This window comes from Hymenobacter sp. UYCo722 (assembly GCF_040547115.1).
Taxonomy (GTDB): domain Bacteria; phylum Bacteroidota; class Bacteroidia; order Cytophagales; family Hymenobacteraceae; genus Hymenobacter.
The window spans coordinates 226,065-244,396 of the sequence record NZ_JBEPPC010000007.1 but is presented as its reverse complement, the minus strand read 5'-3'; the positions used below and the strand labels follow the sequence as shown (position 1 = coordinate 244,396).

At 60.8% G+C, this 18,332-nt stretch carries 18 protein-coding genes; 4 read left to right on the top strand and 14 right to left on the bottom strand.

The window, feature by feature from the left end; all coding sequences use genetic code 11:
- Positions 1-164 precede the first annotated feature (164 nt).
- Positions 165-2,036 (top strand): Fe-S protein assembly chaperone HscA, encoded by a 1,872-nt coding sequence (gene hscA / locus ABIB44_RS16660; protein ID WP_354585797.1) that lies wholly within the window; start codon positions 165-167, stop codon positions 2,034-2,036.
- A 51-nt stretch (positions 2,037-2,087) separates the two neighbouring features.
- Here the strand turns inward: hscA and ABIB44_RS16655 are convergent, their stop codons facing one another.
- From ABIB44_RS16655 to ABIB44_RS16600, 12 genes are all read right to left on the bottom strand, one after another.
- Entirely contained in the window at positions 2,088-2,597 is a 510-nt protein-coding gene (locus tag ABIB44_RS16655; RefSeq protein WP_354585796.1) for a hypothetical protein, read from the bottom strand.
- A gap of 216 nt (positions 2,598-2,813) precedes the next feature.
- A complete protein-coding gene (locus tag ABIB44_RS16650) occupies positions 2,814-3,128 on the bottom strand; it encodes an FtsB family cell division protein (RefSeq protein ID WP_354585795.1) in 315 nt (104 codons plus the stop codon).
- Positions 3,129-3,173: 45 nt separating this feature from the next.
- Positions 3,174-3,956: a CARDB domain-containing protein gene (locus ABIB44_RS16645; RefSeq protein WP_354585794.1), complete on the bottom strand. Its 783-nt coding sequence runs from the start codon at positions 3,954-3,956 to the stop codon at positions 3,174-3,176.
- Between the two features lie 18 nt (positions 3,957-3,974).
- Complete coding sequence (locus tag ABIB44_RS16640) at positions 3,975-4,256, bottom strand: hypothetical protein (RefSeq protein ID WP_354585793.1); 282 nt, start codon at positions 4,254-4,256, stop codon at positions 3,975-3,977.
- Between the two features lie 207 nt (positions 4,257-4,463).
- Positions 4,464-5,735 carry a phosphopyruvate hydratase gene (gene eno, locus ABIB44_RS16635; RefSeq protein WP_354585792.1) on the bottom strand — a complete coding sequence of 424 codons (1,272 nt, stop codon included), beginning with the start codon at positions 5,733-5,735 and terminating at the stop codon, positions 4,464-4,466.
- A gap of 126 nt (positions 5,736-5,861) precedes the next feature.
- Entirely contained in the window at positions 5,862-6,863 is a 1,002-nt protein-coding gene (gene lgt, locus ABIB44_RS16630) for a prolipoprotein diacylglyceryl transferase (RefSeq protein ID WP_354585791.1), read from the bottom strand.
- A gap of 98 nt (positions 6,864-6,961) precedes the next feature.
- Entirely contained in the window at positions 6,962-7,240 is a 279-nt protein-coding gene (locus ABIB44_RS16625; RefSeq protein WP_354585790.1) for a hypothetical protein, read from the bottom strand.
- Entirely contained in the window at positions 7,233-7,874 is a 642-nt protein-coding gene (locus ABIB44_RS16620) for an RNA polymerase sigma factor (protein ID WP_354585789.1), read from the bottom strand. Before ABIB44_RS16620 ends, ABIB44_RS16625 begins: the two co-directional genes overlap by 8 nt.
- 195 nt (positions 7,875-8,069) lie before the next feature.
- A complete protein-coding gene (gene nadE / locus ABIB44_RS16615) occupies positions 8,070-9,989 on the bottom strand; it encodes an NAD(+) synthase (protein WP_354585788.1) in 1,920 nt (639 codons plus the stop codon).
- Positions 9,990-10,125: 136 nt separating this feature from the next.
- Complete coding sequence (gene rnc / locus ABIB44_RS16610) at positions 10,126-10,851, bottom strand: ribonuclease III (protein ID WP_354585787.1); 726 nt, start codon at positions 10,849-10,851, stop codon at positions 10,126-10,128.
- A 168-nt stretch (positions 10,852-11,019) separates the two neighbouring features.
- Positions 11,020-12,270 (bottom strand): beta-ketoacyl-ACP synthase II, encoded by a 1,251-nt coding sequence (fabF, locus tag ABIB44_RS16605; RefSeq protein WP_354585786.1) that lies wholly within the window; start codon positions 12,268-12,270, stop codon positions 11,020-11,022.
- Between the two features lie 164 nt (positions 12,271-12,434).
- Entirely contained in the window at positions 12,435-12,671 is a 237-nt protein-coding gene (locus ABIB44_RS16600) for an acyl carrier protein (RefSeq protein ID WP_019948606.1), read from the bottom strand.
- 170 nt (positions 12,672-12,841) lie between these two features.
- Between ABIB44_RS16600 and ABIB44_RS16595 the strand changes: the two genes are divergently transcribed.
- Positions 12,842-13,270 (top strand): IPExxxVDY family protein, encoded by a 429-nt coding sequence (locus ABIB44_RS16595; protein WP_354585785.1) that lies wholly within the window; start codon positions 12,842-12,844, stop codon positions 13,268-13,270.
- A gap of 264 nt (positions 13,271-13,534) precedes the next feature.
- Positions 13,535-14,974: a pyruvate kinase gene (gene pyk / locus ABIB44_RS16590; protein ID WP_354585784.1), complete on the top strand. Its 1,440-nt coding sequence runs from the start codon at positions 13,535-13,537 to the stop codon at positions 14,972-14,974.
- Between the two features lie 100 nt (positions 14,975-15,074).
- On the opposite strand, the gene ABIB44_RS16585 is transcribed toward pyk, so the two are convergent.
- Both ABIB44_RS16585 and rpsT read right to left on the bottom strand, forming a co-directional pair.
- The gene (locus tag ABIB44_RS16585; protein ID WP_354585783.1) at positions 15,075-16,580 is read right to left on the bottom strand and encodes a hypothetical protein; all 1,506 of its coding nucleotides are present in this window, start codon (positions 16,578-16,580) and stop codon (positions 15,075-15,077) included.
- A gap of 201 nt (positions 16,581-16,781) precedes the next feature.
- Positions 16,782-17,033 carry a 30S ribosomal protein S20 gene (gene rpsT / locus ABIB44_RS16580; protein WP_168674786.1) on the bottom strand — a complete coding sequence of 84 codons (252 nt, stop codon included), beginning with the start codon at positions 17,031-17,033 and terminating at the stop codon, positions 16,782-16,784.
- 276 nt (positions 17,034-17,309) lie between these two features.
- Here rpsT and ABIB44_RS16575 point away from each other — a divergent pair, with 276 nt between their 5' ends.
- Positions 17,310-18,290: a YheT family hydrolase gene (locus ABIB44_RS16575; protein ID WP_354585782.1), complete on the top strand. Its 981-nt coding sequence runs from the start codon at positions 17,310-17,312 to the stop codon at positions 18,288-18,290.
- Positions 18,291-18,332 lie beyond the last annotated feature (42 nt).

The window sequence follows — 18,332 nt, the reverse complement described above, 5'->3', positions numbered from 1 at the left end:
TTTCAGGATTCGGCAGATAAAATTTTGGCCTGCCAACTCGTTCTGGCGGCAAAGGCCCCGCGTTCCACTGCCCGGGCCATTAGGCGTTACTTTTGTAGCGCGCTTCAGCGCGCTATTTTCACTTACTCTTTTCGAGCCCTTCGCCAGAATGGCCCCACAACTATATGGCTACTGTAGCTATCAACCTTGCCACCGGCAGCTTCCAACAGGAAGAAATTATCGTGGGCATCGACCTCGGTACTACCAACAGCTTAGTGGCTTACGTGCATCCCGAAACCCGCCAGCCGGCCGCCATCAACGACTTGGGCCGCGGCACCATCGTGCCCTCGGTAGTGCACTTCCCGGCCGACGGGGCCGCGCCGGTAGTGGGCAATGAGGCTCGTGAGTTTCTGCTCACCGACCCGGCCCGCACCATTTATTCGGTGAAGCGCCTGCTGGGCAAAAGCTACCGCGACCTAGGCACGCATGCCAGCCAATTGGGCTATAAAGTGATTGATGACAACGCCGAGGGATTGGTAAAAATCCGGGTCGAAGACCGGTTCTACTCCCCCATCGAACTATCGGCCGACATTTTGCGCGAGCTGCGCGCCCGCGCCGAACACGCCCTGAAAACGCCCGTCAACCGCGCCGTGATAACGGTTCCCGCTTATTTCAACGACTCGCAGCGCCAGGCCACTCGCGACGCCGGCCGTCTGGCCGGGCTGGAGGTGTTGCGTATCGTGAACGAGCCCACCGCCGCCGCCCTGGCCTACGGCATCGGCCTAAGCCCCGAGGAGGAAAAAACGGTGGCCGTATACGACCTCGGCGGGGGTACTTTCGACATCAGCATTCTGCGTATTCAGCAGGGTATTTTTGAGGTACTGAGTACCAACGGCGATACGTACCTCGGTGGCGATGACCTCGACCGCGCCGTGGCAGACCATTGGATGGCCACCTTCGGTCTGCCGGAAGCTTTCCGGACCAACCCGCACCTGCAACAGCAGTTGCGCCTGGCGGCTGAAATGGCCAAGAAATACCTCAGCCAGCACGACGATTTCACGACCCATCTCACCGATGAGGCCGGCCGGAATACGACCGTGACATTGACGCGGGCACAGTTCAATGACCTTATCGGGCCGCTAGTGGCACGTACCATCGCGGCATGCCGCCAAGCCGTGGCCGATGCAAAGCTGACGAGCCCGCTCGACGCCGTGCTGCTGGTGGGCGGCTCTACGCGCGTGCCGCTGGTGTACGACGAGGTGTCGAAGTTCTTCGGCCAGCCGGCCAACAGTTCGCTGAATCCGGATGAGGTGGTGGCCCTGGGCGCGGCTATCCAGGCCGATATTCTGGCCGGCAACCGCCGCGATGTGCTGCTGCTGGATGTGACGCCGCTTACGCTGGGCATCGAAACGTTAGGCGGGCTGATGGACCCCATCATTCCGCGTAATTCTAAGATTCCGACCAAAGCCGGCCGCCAGTACACGACCAGCGTCGACGGCCAGGTGAACCTGAAAGTGGCCGTGTACCAGGGCGAGCGCGACCTCGTGAGCCAGAACCGCAAGCTGGGCGAATTCACGCTCACGGGCCTGCCAGCCATGCCGGCGGGCCTGCCCAAGGTCGACGTAAACTTCCTGTTAAACGCCGACGGCATTCTGCAGGTCGAAGCCATCGAGCTGCGCTCGAACACCCGTCAGCAAGTCGAAATCAAACCCCAGTACGGCCTTACCGACGAGCAGGTGGAGCAGATGCTGATGGACTCGCTGGTGAATGCAAAGGAAGATGTGGCCGCCCGCCTGCTTATCGAGGCGCGCACCGCCGCCGAGCAGCTGCTGTACCAGGTGGATAGCTTCACCCGCAAAAACCGCCCGCACCTCACTGCCGAAGAGTTGGCTGCTACCGAAACCCAAGTGGCCACCGTGCGCACGGCACTGGCCGGCACCGACCGCGACCCGATTCTGAAAGCCATGGACGAGCTCGACGAACTGACCCGCCCCTACGCCGAGCGGGTGATGAATATTTCCATTCAGCAGGCTATGGCTGGCAAGAAAATCGGCTAAATGCCTGTCGGAGGTTCGTCCTTTTAACAGCCCCCTTTTTGAAGGGACGACCTACCGGTGCGGACTGGGGCGCGGGCCTGGTTCGGGCACTGTCCGGCGCGTTACGCGCCCCAGCCCAAACCCCAGAATGTTGCGCGTTGCGGTGTCGCGAAACGTGACCTCGAATAGTACCGAAGGCTGCGGTAGCACCGAGTCGGCGGCGAAGGCGAAGCTGTAGAACAGCCGCGAAGCCCCGCCGTCGCCCAGCCGCACCCCCAGCTTGTAGAGCTCCAGGGGCGCGGCGCGGCGGCCCATCTTGCACAAGGGCCGGGCGGCGGCTCCGAAGGCGGCTGGGCTTACGGCCCGCCGCACTTCCGGAGCCAGCCGGCGGTAGGCCGCAACGTACTCGGCCCGTAGCACCGCCCGCAAAAACTGTCCGGCCACCTGCGCCTGACTATGCTTCGGCGCGGCCGGCACTTGCTGGCCGCTGGCCGGCCAATGAGCCAGCAGCCCTCCGGCCAACAGCGCCCCAAAGACGCGGCCCGCCACGGTGCGCGGCAGACAAATAGTTCGGGTAACCATGGCTAAAAATTAAGCGGCGGCAGTGGTTTTAGCTGAAAATCACCCTTCCCCCCCGCCACTAGACTGTAACAACCAGCCGGCGGGACCAGCCGCCGAGCCAGTTTGGTTTCGTTGCTTTCGGCCACGATAATCATCGGGCCGACCACGAAAAGCACGTAATAAGTGCGCCGTATGCGCGGCGCTGCTACTCCCGGCGGGCGCGGACTTAAGCGGAGATTATTCGGTGGTAGCGGGCACCAGCACGAACACGTCCTCGCCGGGGCGCTTCATGAGGTATTTCTCGCGGGCAAATTTTTCGAGCAGGGCCGGCGAGCTCATTAGTTCGGCACGGTCCTTCTTCACTACCTCAATGTTATCGAGGTAGTACTGCTTCTCGCCGCGCAGGTCCTGCCACTTGCGGTAGATGTCGGCCTGCTTGCCCAAGTCGTTGGCATCAAACACGAGCATCCACACGAGAAAGCCCACGCCGGTCAGAAAATAAAAGCTGCGCACCACGCGCAGCACCGGCATCACATAGGGAGGTAGATTCATCGGGCTAAAGATAAGAAGGATAAGTTTTTTCGCACTTCCAGAGCCCTATTCAATTTGTATGCGGTGCGTCAGATGCAGTCCGCTGCCCGTGAGGCGTAGCATGTACACGCCGGCCGGCAGTTGGCTCGTATCAAAAGCTAGATTGCGACCAACATCCCCCACCCACTGGCGGCCTACAAAGCGTCCCATGGCGTCGTAGCAAGCTGCCTCCAGGCGCGGGCTGCTGCAATCAGCCATCACGATGCGAAGGGCGCTGCCCCGGGGCGCGGGGTTTGGGTAGAGGGCCAGGGTGGCGGCGGCCGGTTGAGCCACGGCCGTAGCCAGGCCGGTAACACGCAAGGGCAAGGCCCGGGAATTATTGTTTTCGTTGGTCTCGGTGATGACATTGCGCGGGTCGGCCATCAGCACCAGGTAGTAGTTGCCCGGGACAGTCGTGGCCGGCACCGTGAGCACGGGAGCAAAATGGATGGTGCCGCCGGGCGTCGTCAGGCTGCCCGTTACCAGGCCCAAAAACACATCGGTGCTGGCGCTGAATACCGTGTCAGCCGATAGGTAATAGCCAATTTCATAGGGCCCCGCAACTCCCGGGCCCCGGTTGAAAATGAAGGTGAAGGCCCCGGTGCTGCCCCCGGCCGGCACGGCGGCAAACGACAACGACGGCCGCCACAATTCCAAATCGGGCAGCGAAGGATTGCTGCCACCGGCTATCGTCACCGCGAAGCTGACCACGTTATTCGTTTCGTCGGATTCCTGTTCCGCGTTCAGCGGGTCGGCCACCAGCAGGAGGTAGCGGTTGCCCACCGGCGTCAGCGCCGGAATAGTGGCCATGATGCTGCACGTGCCCGACTACCCCGTAAAAATCAGGCCCTGGCAGCTCGCCCCGAGATAGGCATCGGTGGCATCCCACACGGCATCGGCCGACAGATAATAGCCAATGCAGTTGAACTGGGAGCCTCCGGCACCCTGGTTTTTAATCACGGCCGACATCGGGTAGCTGCCGCCCGGTAGCACGTTGGCGGGCAAGCTGAACGGGGCTACTATCACCAAATCTGGCCGGGTCTGGGCGGCGGCCAGCATGGGTAGCCAGCTCAGCAACAGCAATAGGCTGCGGGTAATCATTTTTTTCATCGGGAGTAGACGAGAAGGACTTATATGTCGGGCAAGGGCAATGGTTAAATACGCCGCCCGCGCAGACAACTATTGCTGCGTCAAAAGTATATGGCGAGTTCCGACATTCAATTTTACACTAACCAGCCATCAGTGGCAGCGCCACAAAAAAGCCCACCCAATAAGCATTGGGTGGACTTTGCGCCGGCAAATTCGTCGGCTTTGTTGCTACATTTTCTTGCCGGGGAAGTAGGCTACTTCGCCCAACTCTTCCTCGATGCGCAACAGCTGGTTATACTTAGCCATCCGGTCCGAGCGCGAGGCCGAGCCGGTCTTAATCTGGCCGGTGTTCAGGGCCACGGCCAGGTCGGCGATGGTGCTGTCCTCCGTTTCGCCCGAGCGGTGGCTCATAATGGATTTGTAGCCGTTGCGGCGGCCCAGGTTCACGGCGGCAATCGTCTCGGTGAGGGTGCCAATCTGGTTCACCTTGATGAGGATGGCATTGGCGATGTTCTCATCGATACCGCGCTGCAGACGGTCCACATTGGTTACAAACAGGTCGTCGCCCACCAGCTGGGTTTGCTGGCCCACGCGCTCGGTCAGGCTCTTCCAGCCGCTCCAGTCGTCCTCATCCATGCCGTCTTCGAGGCTGATGATGGGGTATTTTTTCATCCAGTCGGCCCAGTAGTCCACCATCTGGGAGGAGGTCAGCTTGTCGCCGGTGCTCTTCTTGAAGTGGTACACGCCATCTTCGTAGAACTCCGACACAGCCGCGTCCATGGCAATGAACACGTCCTCGCCGGGGCGGTAGCCGGCCTTTTCGATGGCCTGCAACACAATTTTGATGGCGTCCTCGTTCGACTTGATGTTCGGCGCAAAGCCGCCCTCGTCGCCCACGTTGGTGCTGAAGCCCTGCTTCTTGAGCACATCTTTCAGGTGGTGGAAAATCTCGGTACCCCAACGCAGCGCCTCCGAAAACGACGAAGCGCCGGTGGGCATAATCATGAATTCCTGGAAGTCAATCGAGTTGTCGGCGTGCGAGCCGCCATTCAGGATGTTCATCATCGGCACGGGCAGCGTGCTGGCCCCTACCCCACCCACGTAGCGGTAGAGCGGCATGCCGGCATCCTGGGCGGCGGCGCGGGCGGCGGCCAGGCTCACGCCCAAAATGGCGTTGGCCCCCAGGTTGGCCTTGTTGGGCGTGCCGTCGAGCTCAATCATGATTTTGTCGAGCAGCGACTGCTCGTACACCGAGAAGCCCACCAGCTCGGCGGCAATCTTGCTGTTCACGTTCTCCACGGCTTTGAGCACGCCCTTGCCCATGTACATAGATTTGTCGTCGTCGCGCAGCTCCACGGCCTCGTGCTTGCCGGTGCTGGCACCCGAAGGCACGGCGGCGCGGCCCACCACGCCCGAGTCGAGCGTGACGTCTACTTCTACGGTCGGATTACCGCGCGAATCAAAAATCTGGCGAGCGTGAATTTGCGAAATGAAGCTCATAGCGTTTCGGTTTTAATCAATTGAATGAGCCACAAACCTACGGGAATCGGACGGGATTCGGGGAATTCCGGCAGCAATTTCAGGCCCGCTTTCTAGGCAAACGTGTGCGCGAAGTCGGCAGGCCGGCTACCGGGCAGTCGCGACCGGGGCCGGCGAGTCGCCGGCCTTGCCCAAATCGCGCGGGGCGTAGCCGTAGGGGTTTTCGGGGTCTTTGCCAGCCCGCCACAGCACCCAGATACCAATAAAAATCAGCGGAATACTCAGCAACTGCCCCTGGTTGAAGAGGTGGCCATTCTCAAAAGCTACCTGGTTTTCCTTCAAATACTCTCCCAGAAAACGCTGCGTGAAGAGCAGCACCACGAACAGCCCGAACAGCTGCCCGCGCGGCGTGCGCTCCTTCGTCCGGTTCCACATCGCGTAAAGCAGCGCCAGTAGAAACACGCAGAACAGGGCCTCGTAAATCTGGGTAGGGTGGCGCGGTACGGCCATCGGCGAATCGGCGGATACGGGCGTGCCTTCGGGTTGCGGCTGGTAGCTGGTAGTGCCATCGCGGAAGCGCACCGGCACGGCGGCCACCTGCACGGCACCGGCCGGCATTGGCCGCGTCACGGGCAGCAGGTGGTCGGTATCGCGCGGGAAGGTGAAGGCCCACGGCGCGCTGCTCGGCTTGCCCACGATTTCAGAATTCATCAGGTTCCCCGTGCGGATGCAGGCTCCGCCCAGCGCCACCACAATCACAATGCGGTCGAGCACCCACAGGTAGTCGAACTTGTTGTTGCGGGCAAAAAGCCAGCAGGCCAGCAGGATACCGATGGTTGCGCCGTGGCTGGCCAGCCCGCCCTGCCATATTTTGAACACCACCAGGGGGTCGGCCTTGAGCGCTTCAAAGTCATAGAACAGCATGTGGCCCAGCCGCGCGCCCACAATGGTGCCGATGAGCATGTAAATCGTAATCACATCGACCCACTGCGGCGACACCCGCTCGGAGCGATAGATGTGCGTAAGCACGAACGTGCCCACTACGAAGGGCAGCATGAAAAACAGCCCGTACCAGCGCAGCGTAAGCCAGCCGATATGAGCAATGATGGGGTTTACATTCCAAAGAATAGCGTCGAGAACAGGATGCATGCGGAGCGAAAATGAAATAGAAGGTCAAAGGTACTCAGCCCCCGCCTTGACACCGGGCAGCCAAAAAGGTGGTTGGGGCGTTGGCGGCGGTAGCGAAATCAGCGCGGCGCTGGCGCGTGGGCTGCTGGCGGGGCGGCCCCCGAAGTAAGGCCCGCGTCGTCGCCGCTCAGGGCCAGCACCAGTGCGCCGAGCAGCACGGCGTAGGCGGGCCGGCGTACCCAGCCCGGCAGCCAGGGGCGGCGAGCCTCGGTGGCGAGCCGGGCCCGCACGCGGTTGTAGAAGAACGGCCGGGGCTGCGCCGGGGGCTGAGTGCGCAGCTGGCGCATCAGCGCTTCCCATTCCTGGTCGGTATCGGGGCGGGCGGCAGAATCAGACATGGCGAAAAGACGGTTGAACGTGTTTGCGGAGGGTGTGCCGGGCCCGGAACAGCAGGGATTCGACGGCGGCCACGGTGGTGCCGAGCACGGCCGCGATTTGCTCGTAGCTCAGCTCCTGCTCGTGGCGCAGGGTGAAGGCGACTTGCTGCTGGTCGGGCAGCCGGGCAATATGGGCTAGTAGCAACCGAAGCTGTTGCTGGCCCTCGAGCAGCGCCAGCGGGTGGGCGTGGTCGGGCGGCTCATGCAGCACGTCGTTGTCGAAACCCAACAGGCTGGTGAAATAGGCAAACCGCTTTTTAGTCCGGGCGCGCCGCAGGTTTTTCAGGGCGCGCGAGGTAGCCAGGCGGTAAAGCCAGGTGTTCAGAGAGGCCTCGCCCCGAAACCGGCCAATGGTTTGGTACACCTCCACGAAGACTTCCTGGGCCACGTCCTCGGCCTCCTCCGGGTTCCGCAGCAAGGCGAATACCGTGCGGTAAATGCGGGCCTGGTAGCGCTCAACCAACGTGCGAAACGCCGCTTCACTCCCGCGCTGTAGTTGCGCCACTAGGTCAGCATCGGCATCGGTAGCCGGTATGGGCATGTGGGCGCAATCCGACAACTCAGAAGCAATAAACTGCGGAATGGTGTAAGCCACGGAAGCCGGAACAGGAAGTTAAAAACGGGCCTTTGCAACGCACGGCATGGATGATTGCCGTGCTCATTAAGGTTACATGGGATTAGGACCGTTTAGCGCCAAAAACTTGCGCCACCATCGCCATAACCCGCATAATCTACTGATTTACAACATGTTTTTCGCACGTTCCGTCACCAGTGTAAGCTGGTGCATACGCTACAAGCCCGCCAACTCCTCCGCGAAGCCGCCACTGAGAATCGGAAACCGCAGCCAGGAGCGCGGGTCCACGTTGTAGTCGTCGAGGTGGAAGCTGGGGGCGTAGCGCTCGCGCTTCCACTGGTTGCGGCTCCAGAGCGTGTAGAAGCGGCGCACGAAAACCCGCAGTTGCTCGTGGTCGAAACCTGTTTCTTCGCCGTCCAGTGTGGCCAGCACCTGGCGCGGGCTCAGGCGGTTGTAGAAGGCCAGGCGCTCGATGCGGTTCAGTAGCGTGTAGGGCATCAGGTCGCGCTCGTCGGTCTGCTTGTCGGCCAGTGGGCGTAGCTCGGCAGTGGGCTGCAGGGCATTCACGTGGCGCAGGGCGGCGTAGCCCAGCTCGGTTTCGGCCCAGCGCAGCCACTTTTTCACGAAGTCCTTGTCGACGCCCGCAATGGGCGAGATGCTGCCGGCTGTGTCGCCGTCCATGGTGCAGTAGCCCACGCTGGCTTCCGAGCGATTGGAAGTGGTGATGAGCAGGCAGTTCAGCACGTTGGCCATCATCCAGATACCGGGGGCCCGCACCCGCGCCTGAATATTTTGCAGGGCCAAATCGTCGGTCTGCCAAGTCAGCTCCCGGCCCAGCGCCCCTTGGATTTTGCCCACGTAGCCAGCTACTTCCTCATCAATCTCCCAGTTAAAGAAGCGCGCTCCGATGCTGTCAGCCAGCTCTTTGGCTGAGATAAAGGTGTCGTCGGAAGAATTGACCGTGCCCTGGTAGGCGCAGGTAAGCAGCTGGTTAACCAGTTCCTGATTACTAGTTACTGGTTGCTGGTTTTCGTGAGGTTCATCCTGCACTACTTGCGCCGCCGCGCCGCCTGCGCCGGTTTGTACCACTTCTTTTTTTGCTTCCTGAAAGCAGCCGCTGCGTCTTTTGAATTCGGCCAGGCCCAGTTCCTCCACACCCAGGCGCACCATTTCGGCCACACCCACGGCGCAGAAGCTGGAGTCGGCCCCGCCGCTCAAACTCAGCACGAAGCCGCGGCTGCGCGCCTTGCGCAGGTAGTCGAACAGGGCCAGGCTCATGGCCTGGTTCAGCTCCTTGTACTCATCGGGCGCGGGCAGCGGCACAATTTCGGCCGCCGGCTCCGGTGGCGTGGTGAAATCCACGTCCACCCATTCCAAATCCACTTCCTTGAAGCTCAGCAGTTGGTTGCGCTTGAGCAAATGGCCGTTGCGGGCCACCAAAATTTCACCGTCGAAGATGATGCGGCCGGCCTCATTGCCCAGCAGGTTGGCGTAGAGATAGGTGCAGTCGAACGTGCGCGACGCCTTCATCACCAGCTGGTAGCGCACGTCGGTTTTGCTCATGGCAAAGTGACTGGCCGAGGGGTTCACAATCAAATCCACCCGGCCCTTGAGGCGGCAGGCGGGGCGCACGTCATCGGCCCGCCAGGCATCCTCGCAAATCTCGAAGCCGAAGCGTACGCCATGGTGCTCGAAAATCAGGTCGCCCAGCGGCCACGTCTCCGCCTCCCAACTCACGGAACTGGTTTCGCCCGCCACCCACGGCGCGAAGAAACGCGTTTCGTAGTGCACCCCGTCGTTGGCCAGAAACTGCTTGGCCACGAAACCCAGAATCTGCCCGTCGCGCAGCACTGCCGCCGTGTTGTAAGTGCGGCCTGGCAGGCGCACCGGCAGGCCTACCACCACGCAAATCCCCTGCGTCCACGGCCGCACCTGCTGCAAATGCGCCAGGGCCGCCTCGGGCATCCATTCGCTCAGGAACAAGTCCTCGCAGCCGTAGCCGGTCAGGCACAGTTCGGGCAGGCACAGCAGCTCCACGCCCGCCGCCTTGGCCTGCTCGATGGCAGTTTTAATATTCCGCAGGTTATTTTCCCAGTCGATGGGAATCTGGTTGAGGGCGGCTCCAGCAATACGCATTGGTCTGAATTAAAAATGATGAATTAAAAATTAAAAATCAGGGCATTTGTTGCGAAGCAGCACCAATGGCAACACTCCACGCTGGTTCTACAGCCACCCGCCCCCACCTTTCAATTCATCATTTTTAACTTTTAATTTAAGAAACGCCCAGTTCCATCAGCGCCCGCTCCGCCGCCAGCTGCTCCGCCTGCTTCTTACTCAGGCCCATGCCGGTGGCCACCACTTCCTCATCCAACAGCACCGAGGCCGTGAACTCCATCATGCCGCCCGGCCGGGCCTCGCCCGCGATGTCGTAGCGCAGGACTTTGCCCTGGCGCTGAGCCCACTCCACGAGCTTGCTCTTGAAATTGGCCGTGGTAGTCGTGATGGTATGCACATCCACAAAGCCCTTCACAAGACGCGTGAGAATGAATTTTCGGGCCGATTTGTAGCCCAGGTCGAGGTATACCGCGCCCACCAGCGCCTCCAGCGCGTTGCCATTCACCGAGCGCGAGCGGGCGGCACGGCCTTGCGCGGCATCCAGTTGCACCAGCTTATCGAGGCCTAGCTTTAGGGCGATGCCATTCAGGCTTTCGCGGTTCACGATGCGCGAGCGCACCTCCGTCAGAAAGCCCTCCTGCTCGTAGGGGTATTTCTTGAACAGGTACTCGGCCACCACGGTACCCAGCACGGCATCGCCGAGGAACTCCAGCCGCTCGTTGGTCTGGTGCTTGCCCACGCCCGGCAGCTGCCGCACCGCCGACGAGTGCGTGAACGCCAGCCGGTAGAGCCGCGCATTTTTGGGCGTCTGGCCCGTCACGGTCGCCACCGCCTGCCGAAACGATTTATCGGAAGCAAAAAGCCGGGAAACGAAGCTGAACAAAGGGTGGGAAGGGAAATGATGAAGAAATCAGAAATAAAGAACGCCATCCTGAGCGTAGCCGAAGCATCTCGCGTGCAATAGTAATCTAATCGATAGAGTTACTTACGCGGTAGAGATGCTTCGGCTACGCTCAACATGACGTTCTACAAAAAACGATAACCGGCAAACCTACAACTTGCGGAAAATCACCGACGTATTGTGCCCGCCGAAGCCAAACGTGTTGCTCATTGCCACACGCACATCGCGCTTCTGCGCCACGTTGGGCGTAAAATTCAGTGCCTGGTTAATTTCCGGGTCGGGCGTGTGCAGGTTAATGGTGGGTGGCACCAAGCCGTGCTGCATGGCCATCAGGCAAGCGACGGCTTCTACGCCACCGGCCCCGCCCAACAGGTGGCCGGTCATGCTTTTGGTCGAAGAGATATTCAGCTTCTCGGCGTGCGCGCCAAACACTTTTTCGATGGCCTTGATTTCGGCCCCGTCGCCCAGTGGCGTGCTCGTGCCGTGGGTGTTGATGTAGTCCACGTCTTCGGGCTGGATGCCGGCGTCGCGCAGCGCGTTTTTCATCACCAGCACCACGCCTTCGCCGCTCGGGTCGGGCGCAGTAATGTGGTAGGCGTCCGACGACATGCCGCCACCAATCAGCTCGGCGTACATTTTGGCCCCGCGGGCCTTGGCGTGCTCGTATTCTTCGAGCACCAGCGCGCCCGCACCCTCGCCCAGCACGAAGCCGTCGCGGTCCTGGTCGTAAGGCCGCGAGGCCGAGGCCGGGTCGTCGTTGCGCTCGCTCATGGCCTTGAGGGCATTGAAGCCGCCCACGCCCGACTCGGTAATAGCGGCTTCGGAGCCGCCGGTTACCACCGCATCGGCCAGGCCGAGGCGAATGTTGTTGAAGGCTGCGATAATGGCATCGTTCGACGAGGCACAGGCCGACGTGGTCACGAAATTCGGGCCACGAAAGCCGTTTTTAATGGAGATGTTGCCCGACGAGGAATCCGCAATCATGCGCGGAATAAAGAACGGCGAGTAACGGGGTGTGCCGTCACCTTTCTCAAAGGCGAAGCATTCTTCCTGCAACGACTTCAGGCCGCCGATGCCGGAACCCCAAATTACGCCCACCCGGTCCTTATCCACGCTGCCGTTGAGCAGGCCGGCATCGGCGATGGCCTCGTCGGCCGCAATGACCGCGAACTGCGTGAACAGGTCCATTTTGCGGTGCTCCTTGCGGTCGAAATAGGTGTCAGGATTGTAGTCCTTGACCTCGCAGGCAAAGCGGGTTTTGAACTTGGCCGGGTCAAAGCGCGTGATGGTGGCGGCCCCACTCGTGCCGGTGCGCAGGCCTTCCCAGTAAGCCGGGGCCGTATTGCCCAGTGGCGTGATGGCCCCAAGGCCGGTAACGACAACGCGTCGGATGGACGACATAAGCAAGCGCCAGGGGCGCGAAAGATGAGAAGGGAATAAACAGCAAAACCGGCCGGCGGCTAGCCGGCCGGTATGCGCAGAATGAGGGAGCTATTCCGGGCAAAGCGGGAAAACGGACGAGTAGAATCGGCTCGAATAACGCGCTGGGCTAGGAATGGAAGAAACTATTTGGCGTGCTCTTCGAGGTAGCTGATGGCTTGGCCCACGGTGCCGATGTTCTCGGCCTGGTCATCGGGGATGCTCACGTTAAACTCCTTTTCGAACTCCATAATCAGCTCGACGGTATCCAGCGAGTCAGCACCCAGGTCGTTGGTGAAGCTGGCCTCGGGGGTAACCTCGGAGGCTTCAACGCCCAGTTTATCAATAATAATGGCCTTTACTTTTTCTGCGATTTCAGACATTTCCGTGGGGGTTTAGGGAAAACTACTGCGCAAAGTAACGAGAGAATTTTCATCTAACCCACGGCCGTGCTTTCGAATCACGGGTATAACATTATGGCGGCTGCTCGTTGCGGGCCGTAGCTTTGCCCCCTGCCTGCCTGCGGATGCCTCCGTTTTTGGCGGCCGCTCCCATGAAGACCTTTACCCTGGATGTTGACTATGAGTGCGACTTCGCCCTGTTCGGGCTGGTGAGCAGCACCCGCGACTACACCCTGGCCTGGACGCTGAACCAAGCCCTGCGCCTGCGCTTTGTGAAGCAGCCCGAGCTGCTGCTCAACCTGCTCAGCCGGGGCCGGCTGGTGTTCACGCACTACCTCTACACCACCGAAACCCTCACCTGCCGCCTGTTGCGCAACCGCTCTATTGCCCCTTCCAACCTCAAGAAGCCCTTCCTGGCCCCCGATATAAAGGAGTACGACTACCTGCTGGCCGTCACGAATGGAGCCGGGGCGCTGGCCGACGACGAGTTGCTCCAGCGCCTCACCGCCCTCGATGCCGTGCAGTACGCCTGCCAGTTCGACCCGAATACGCTGAAGTACAAGGAAAACCTACTGCTCTGAGCACGGGGGCGACGCTGGCGGCCGGGCAGCGGGTTTTTCTTCTCCGATACAAACGTTTGCCCGAAGAAAGACCGGTAACTGGCACCAAAAACCATAGGGTTTTCGGTTTAATTAAACGACTTTTGCCCTGGCTGGCCGTCAGGTTGGCGGCCATTAGCGCCTGTGCCCATTCGCTGATATTCCTAGTTGGCGCGTGGTGCCAGCATCCCCTCCTGGCTCGGGCGGGGTGTTTTTTTGTACTGACATTTCTGTATTCCGCTTCGCATGGAAACCCTCCCCTCGTTCAACAAAACCAAGATTGTGGCCACCGTCGGCCCTGCCTCCAATACTTACGAGCGCCTCGGCATTCTCATGCGGGAAGGGGTCGACGTATTCCGCCTCAACTTCTCGCACGGCTCCTACGAAGACCACCTGTCGGTGATTAACACCGTGCGGCGCCTGAACAAGGACATGAAAACATCGGTGGGCCTGTTGCAGGACTTGCAGGGGCCAAAAATCCGCCTCGGTGAAGTAGAGGGCGGCGGTGTGGAAATTAAAGCCGGCGACAAAATCAAGCTGGTGTGCGGCGAAAAGGAAACCAGCACGGCTACCCGCCTAAGCACGATTTACCTGGGCCTGGCCCGCGACGTGAAGGCCGGCGACCAGATTTTGATTGACGACGGCAAGATTGAGCTCAAAGTACTGGGCACCGACCGCGACAAGGAAGTGGACGTGGAAGTAGTGTACGGCGGGCTCGTGAAGCCCCGCAAAGGCATCAACCTGCCCGACTCCGAAGTGTCGGCCCCGAGCATGACCGAAAAGGACATCGAGGACCTGAAATTCGGCCTGGAGCACGACGTGGACTGGGTAGCACTGAGCTTCGCCCGCAAGGCCGACGACATCCGCTTCATCAAAAACCTGATTGCGGAGGCCGGGAAGAACACCCGCGTCATCGCCAAGATTGAAACACCCGACGGCTTGCGCAACATCGACGAAATCATCGCCCTCACCGACGCGGTGATGGTGGCCCGCGGCGACCTCGGTGTGGAGGTGAAGATGGAGGAGGTGCCCATGGCCCAGAAGATGATTATCGCCAAATGCAACGCGGCCGGCAAGCCCGTCATCGTGGCCACCCAAATGATGGAGTCGATGATTACGGCCCCCCGCCCTACCCGCGCCGAAACCAGCGACGTGGCCAACGCCGTGCTCGACGGGGCCGATGCCGTGATGCTTTCGGCCGAAACCGCCGTGGGGGCCTACCCCGCCGAGGTCATTCGCTCGATGGTGGGCACCATCCTGAGCGTGGAAAGCCGCAGCCCGCAGCTGTTCCACAAGTGGTGGCCTGTCGACCCCGACGGCCCCAACTTCATGGCCGACAGCGTAATTTCAGCTTCGTGCCACTTGGCCAAGAATACCGGCGCGAAAGCCCTTACCGGCATGACGCACCGGGGCTACACGGCCTTCCAGCTGGCCAAGTACCGCCCGAAGGCCAACATTTTCATCTTCACCAACAATCGCCCTCTGCTCACCGTGCTGAGTCTGGTGTGGGGCGTGCGCGGCTTCTACTACGACCGCCTCATCAGCACCGACAGCACCGTGGCCGATATCCGCTACGTGCTCACCACCACCGGCCACCTCGAAACCGGCGACGTGTATATCACCACCGGCTCCATGCCCATCCAGGAACAGGGCAAAGCCAACATGGTGAAGGTGAGCATTGCGTAAGCTTAGCTGCTTTGCGATAATCAGCCCCAACAAACCAGCAAGGGCCCGCAACAACTGTTGCGGGCCCTTGCTGGTTTGTTGGGGCTGATTTTTTGCGCTTCTATTCGTGGTTCAGCTTCCAACTAGCCGCCAGGCCCTCCGGTCCGCTCAGGTGCAGTAGGTACATACCTACGGGCTGCTCCACCAGCGGCACGGCCACGGCCGTTTGGCCGGTCGCTACCGGGGCACTCCATACTGTGCGGCCCAGCGCATCGGTCAGGCGCAGGGTGGTGCCGGGGCGGGCGGGCTGCATCAGGGTGAGCGTAGCAACTTCGGCGACCGGATTGGGCGCGAGGGTGGCCACGGCGGCCTGCGCAGCGCGGGTGGGCAGCAGGTTGATGAAATCCATCGGCGAGCCGCAGGTGAGCGGGCTGCCCGTACTGCGCCGGTAATACACCAAACTTTGCCCATCATCGGTAAAAACGTCGCCCATTCCCAAGGCTACTGAAAACCACTGCTGCCAACCAATGTCAATGCCCGTGTGAAACTGCCCGGCGGGCGCGCCAAAGCCTGGAAACATCATGATGTAAGCCAGGTACTGGCCGCTCGGTCCGCAACCGCTACCGTTATATCCAACAATGCCCCGTCCTGCCAACTGCGGCAAATTAGGAGCAGCAGGCACGTACTCGCCGGTCAGCAGCCCCATTGCCGGGTACTGGGTCGAGCGGCCCGTACGCAGTGAAAAAGCCCACCGCCGCGTGGAAACCGGAGAAATCTGAATGCCCGGCATTCCGCCGGTGGGTGTTCCAAAATTCTCCGTGCGCGTCTGCTCCTTATAAGTGAGCACCAGGCTGTCGGCCGTTTGCTGGCGTGTAAGAATGCGGCGCAGGATGTGGCTCCGATAGCTAGGAAAGGGCGAAATAGTGAACGGCTCCACCAAATAGCCCATTTCGTCGCCGGGCTGCATCGCAAACAGCGCCAACGGATTGTAAGGCGACTGCGCTAGGGTCTGGGGCAAGCGGGCCTGCGTCCATTGGGGCGCGGCCGAGCTCGTACCCAGCCACTGTGGGCCTTCGAGTAGCCCGTAGCTGCGGCTCAGGCGCACCACCTGCCCCGAGCTGAGGGTGATAACCGATACCGAATCGGCTGTTCCCTGTACTTGCTGTAGGCTGCGGCTGGTGAGCGTAGCCGTGAGCGCCGGCACCGTGCTGGCTGTCCAGGAGCTGCCCACCACCGCCTGCGGGCGGAGTTCCAGCGTCACAGCCACCTGAAAGTTGCCTTCTGCCAGATTTTCAAGCAGAAAGGCCGACGAAGCCCGGTGCCAGATGAGGCGCGCACCGAACAGGTTATTGCGGCTTTTGCGATAGGTCCCGTAGGGATTGGTGCTTTGCTCGTGGCCATCGGTGGTTTTCAATAGCCGCCCGAAGGTCCAGGCCGAGTCGCCGGCGGGGGTGCGGTACACCGAATCGAGCCGCAGCATGTGGGCGCTGCTGCTGCCTGGGGCACTGAACGCATATAGCAGCCCCGGCCGAAACGGCCGCCACGCCTGCTGCGCGCTGGCCCCAAAACCACTAAATAGGAATAGCGCGGCCAATAACGGCCGCGCCCAGGCGTAGGCGTGTTTCATGGTTGGATAGATTGACGTGGAACGACACCCGTAAGGTAGATATCCTATTCTAATTATCCTGGAACGAACCTATACTCCACCGCGCACGCAGTCTGACATACACGCAAGAAGCCCCGCTCGGAACCGAGCGGGGCTTCTGTGATGAGCGGAGAACCAGACCTTGGGGCGGCGCAGTCTGGCCCTCCTAAACTCGTCTCGCACTTAGAGCGCGTTGACGAGCTTTGTCAGCTTGCTCTTGTTGTTAGCAGCTTTGTTCTTGTGGATGATGTTCTTCTTGGCCAGACGGTCCAGCATCGAAGTCACCTTCTTCAGCAACTCCTGAGCGGCCGTTTTGTCGGTGGTCGTGCGCAGCTTTTTGATAGCCGTACGAGTGGATTTGTGCTGGTAACGGTTCAACACGCGCTTGGCTTCGTTGCTGCGGATGCGTTTGAGGGCCGACTTATGGTTTGCCATGAGTTGGAATATATAGGAGCGTTATGCTATGAGTTCTGTGTTTGGGAGGGCAAAGGTACGAATATGGCTGACAAATTCAAACCCTTGCGGAAAAATATTGGCTTCAGTCCCTCACAAGTAAATAGCTGTGAGGATAACGACGCAGAAAGATGGCCGCATTCCCAACAAATCCACTTTCATCAGCATAAATTAGTATGCATGCCGATTATGTGCGAACTTTACTCACCATCCAATCCCACCCAGCGCGCTGCCACTCGTTGTTCAATATCCCGCGCCATGCCCCTTGTTGCCGATTCCCGCTATCAATCGCCATTTTACCTGTTCAACGGCCATTTGCAGACCATTGTGCCTAGCCTGTGGCGCACGGTGCCCGAAGTGGCCTACCAGCGCGAGCGCCTGGAGCTGCCCGACGGCGACTTCCTGAACCTGGACTGGAGCCGCCTGCCTGCGCCCCGGCCCACCGACGGGCTGGCCATCGTGTCGCACGGCCTCGAGGGCGATGCCTCGCGGCCCTATATGCGGGGCATGGTGCGCGCCCTCAATGCTGCCGGCCTCGATGCCCTGGCCTGGAACTACCGCAGCTGCGGCGGCGAAATGAACCGCCTGCTCCGCTCCTACCACCTCGGCGACACGGAGGATTTGGACCGCGTAGTGCGCCACGCCCTGGCCACCGGCCGCTACCGCCGCGCCTACCTGCTGGGTTTCTCGGCGGGCGGCAACGTAACGCTGAAATACCTGGGCGAAGACGCGGCCCGCGTGCCGGCCGAGGTGCAGCGCGCGGCCGTGTTCTCAGTGCCGACGGACCTGAAGGCCAGCTCCGAGTACATCGGCCGGCCGCAGAACCAGGTGTACATGCGCCGCTTTTTAAAGTCGCTGCGCCAGAAAATTCGCGACAAGGCCGCGCTACTGCCCGGGCAGGTCGATTTGGAAGGCATCGAAGCCCTGCGCAACTTCCCGCAGTTTGATGATAAATACACCGCGCCCATGCACGGGTTTGATTCGGCCGATGCCTATTACCAATACGCCAGCTCGGGGCGTTACCTCAGCGGCATCCGGGTGCCCACGCTGCTGGTGAACGCCCAAAACGACCCGTTTTTGCCAGCCTCGTGCTACCCCCGCGAGGTGGCAGCCAGTTCCTCCTACGTTTTTCTGGAAACTCCCCCCGACGGCGGGCACGTGGGCTTTGCCGAGAGCAGCGGCGAGTACTACTCAGAACGCCGGGCCGTGGCGTTTTTAACAGCAGCAGTACCGGCATAGTGGCTATTATTGCGAGTGAAGCGCTACGCTCCACTTGCAATG

Coding starts and splice junctions, on each gene's coding strand:
- hscA (WP_354585797.1), top strand. CDS start 165: ATGGCTACTGTAGCTATCAACCTTGCCACCGGCAGCTTCCAACAGGAA.
- ABIB44_RS16655 (WP_354585796.1), bottom strand. CDS start 2,597: ATGGTTACCCGAACTATTTGTCTGCCGCGCACCGTGGCGGGCCGCGTC.
- ABIB44_RS16650 (WP_354585795.1), bottom strand. CDS start 3,128: ATGAATCTACCTCCCTATGTGATGCCGGTGCTGCGCGTGGTGCGCAGC.
- ABIB44_RS16645 (WP_354585794.1), bottom strand. CDS start 3,956: ATGGCCACTATTCCGGCGCTGACGCCGGTGGGCAACCGCTACCTCCTG.
- ABIB44_RS16640 (WP_354585793.1), bottom strand. CDS start 4,256: ATGAAAAAAATGATTACCCGCAGCCTATTGCTGTTGCTGAGCTGGCTA.
- eno (WP_354585792.1), bottom strand. CDS start 5,735: ATGAGCTTCATTTCGCAAATTCACGCTCGCCAGATTTTTGATTCGCGC.
- lgt (WP_354585791.1), bottom strand. CDS start 6,863: ATGCATCCTGTTCTCGACGCTATTCTTTGGAATGTAAACCCCATCATT.
- ABIB44_RS16625 (WP_354585790.1), bottom strand. CDS start 7,240: ATGTCTGATTCTGCCGCCCGCCCCGATACCGACCAGGAATGGGAAGCG.
- nadE (WP_354585788.1), bottom strand. CDS start 9,989: ATGCGTATTGCTGGAGCCGCCCTCAACCAGATTCCCATCGACTGGGAA.
- fabF (WP_354585786.1), bottom strand. CDS start 12,270: ATGTCGTCCATCCGACGCGTTGTCGTTACCGGCCTTGGGGCCATCACG.
- ABIB44_RS16600 (WP_019948606.1), bottom strand. CDS start 12,671: ATGTCTGAAATCGCAGAAAAAGTAAAGGCCATTATTATTGATAAACTG.
- ABIB44_RS16595 (WP_354585785.1), top strand. CDS start 12,842: ATGAAGACCTTTACCCTGGATGTTGACTATGAGTGCGACTTCGCCCTG.
- pyk (WP_354585784.1), top strand. CDS start 13,535: ATGGAAACCCTCCCCTCGTTCAACAAAACCAAGATTGTGGCCACCGTC.
- ABIB44_RS16585 (WP_354585783.1), bottom strand. CDS start 16,580: ATGAAACACGCCTACGCCTGGGCGCGGCCGTTATTGGCCGCGCTATTC.
- rpsT (WP_168674786.1), bottom strand. CDS start 17,033: ATGGCAAACCATAAGTCGGCCCTCAAACGCATCCGCAGCAACGAAGCC.
- ABIB44_RS16575 (WP_354585782.1), top strand. CDS start 17,310: ATGCCCCTTGTTGCCGATTCCCGCTATCAATCGCCATTTTACCTGTTC.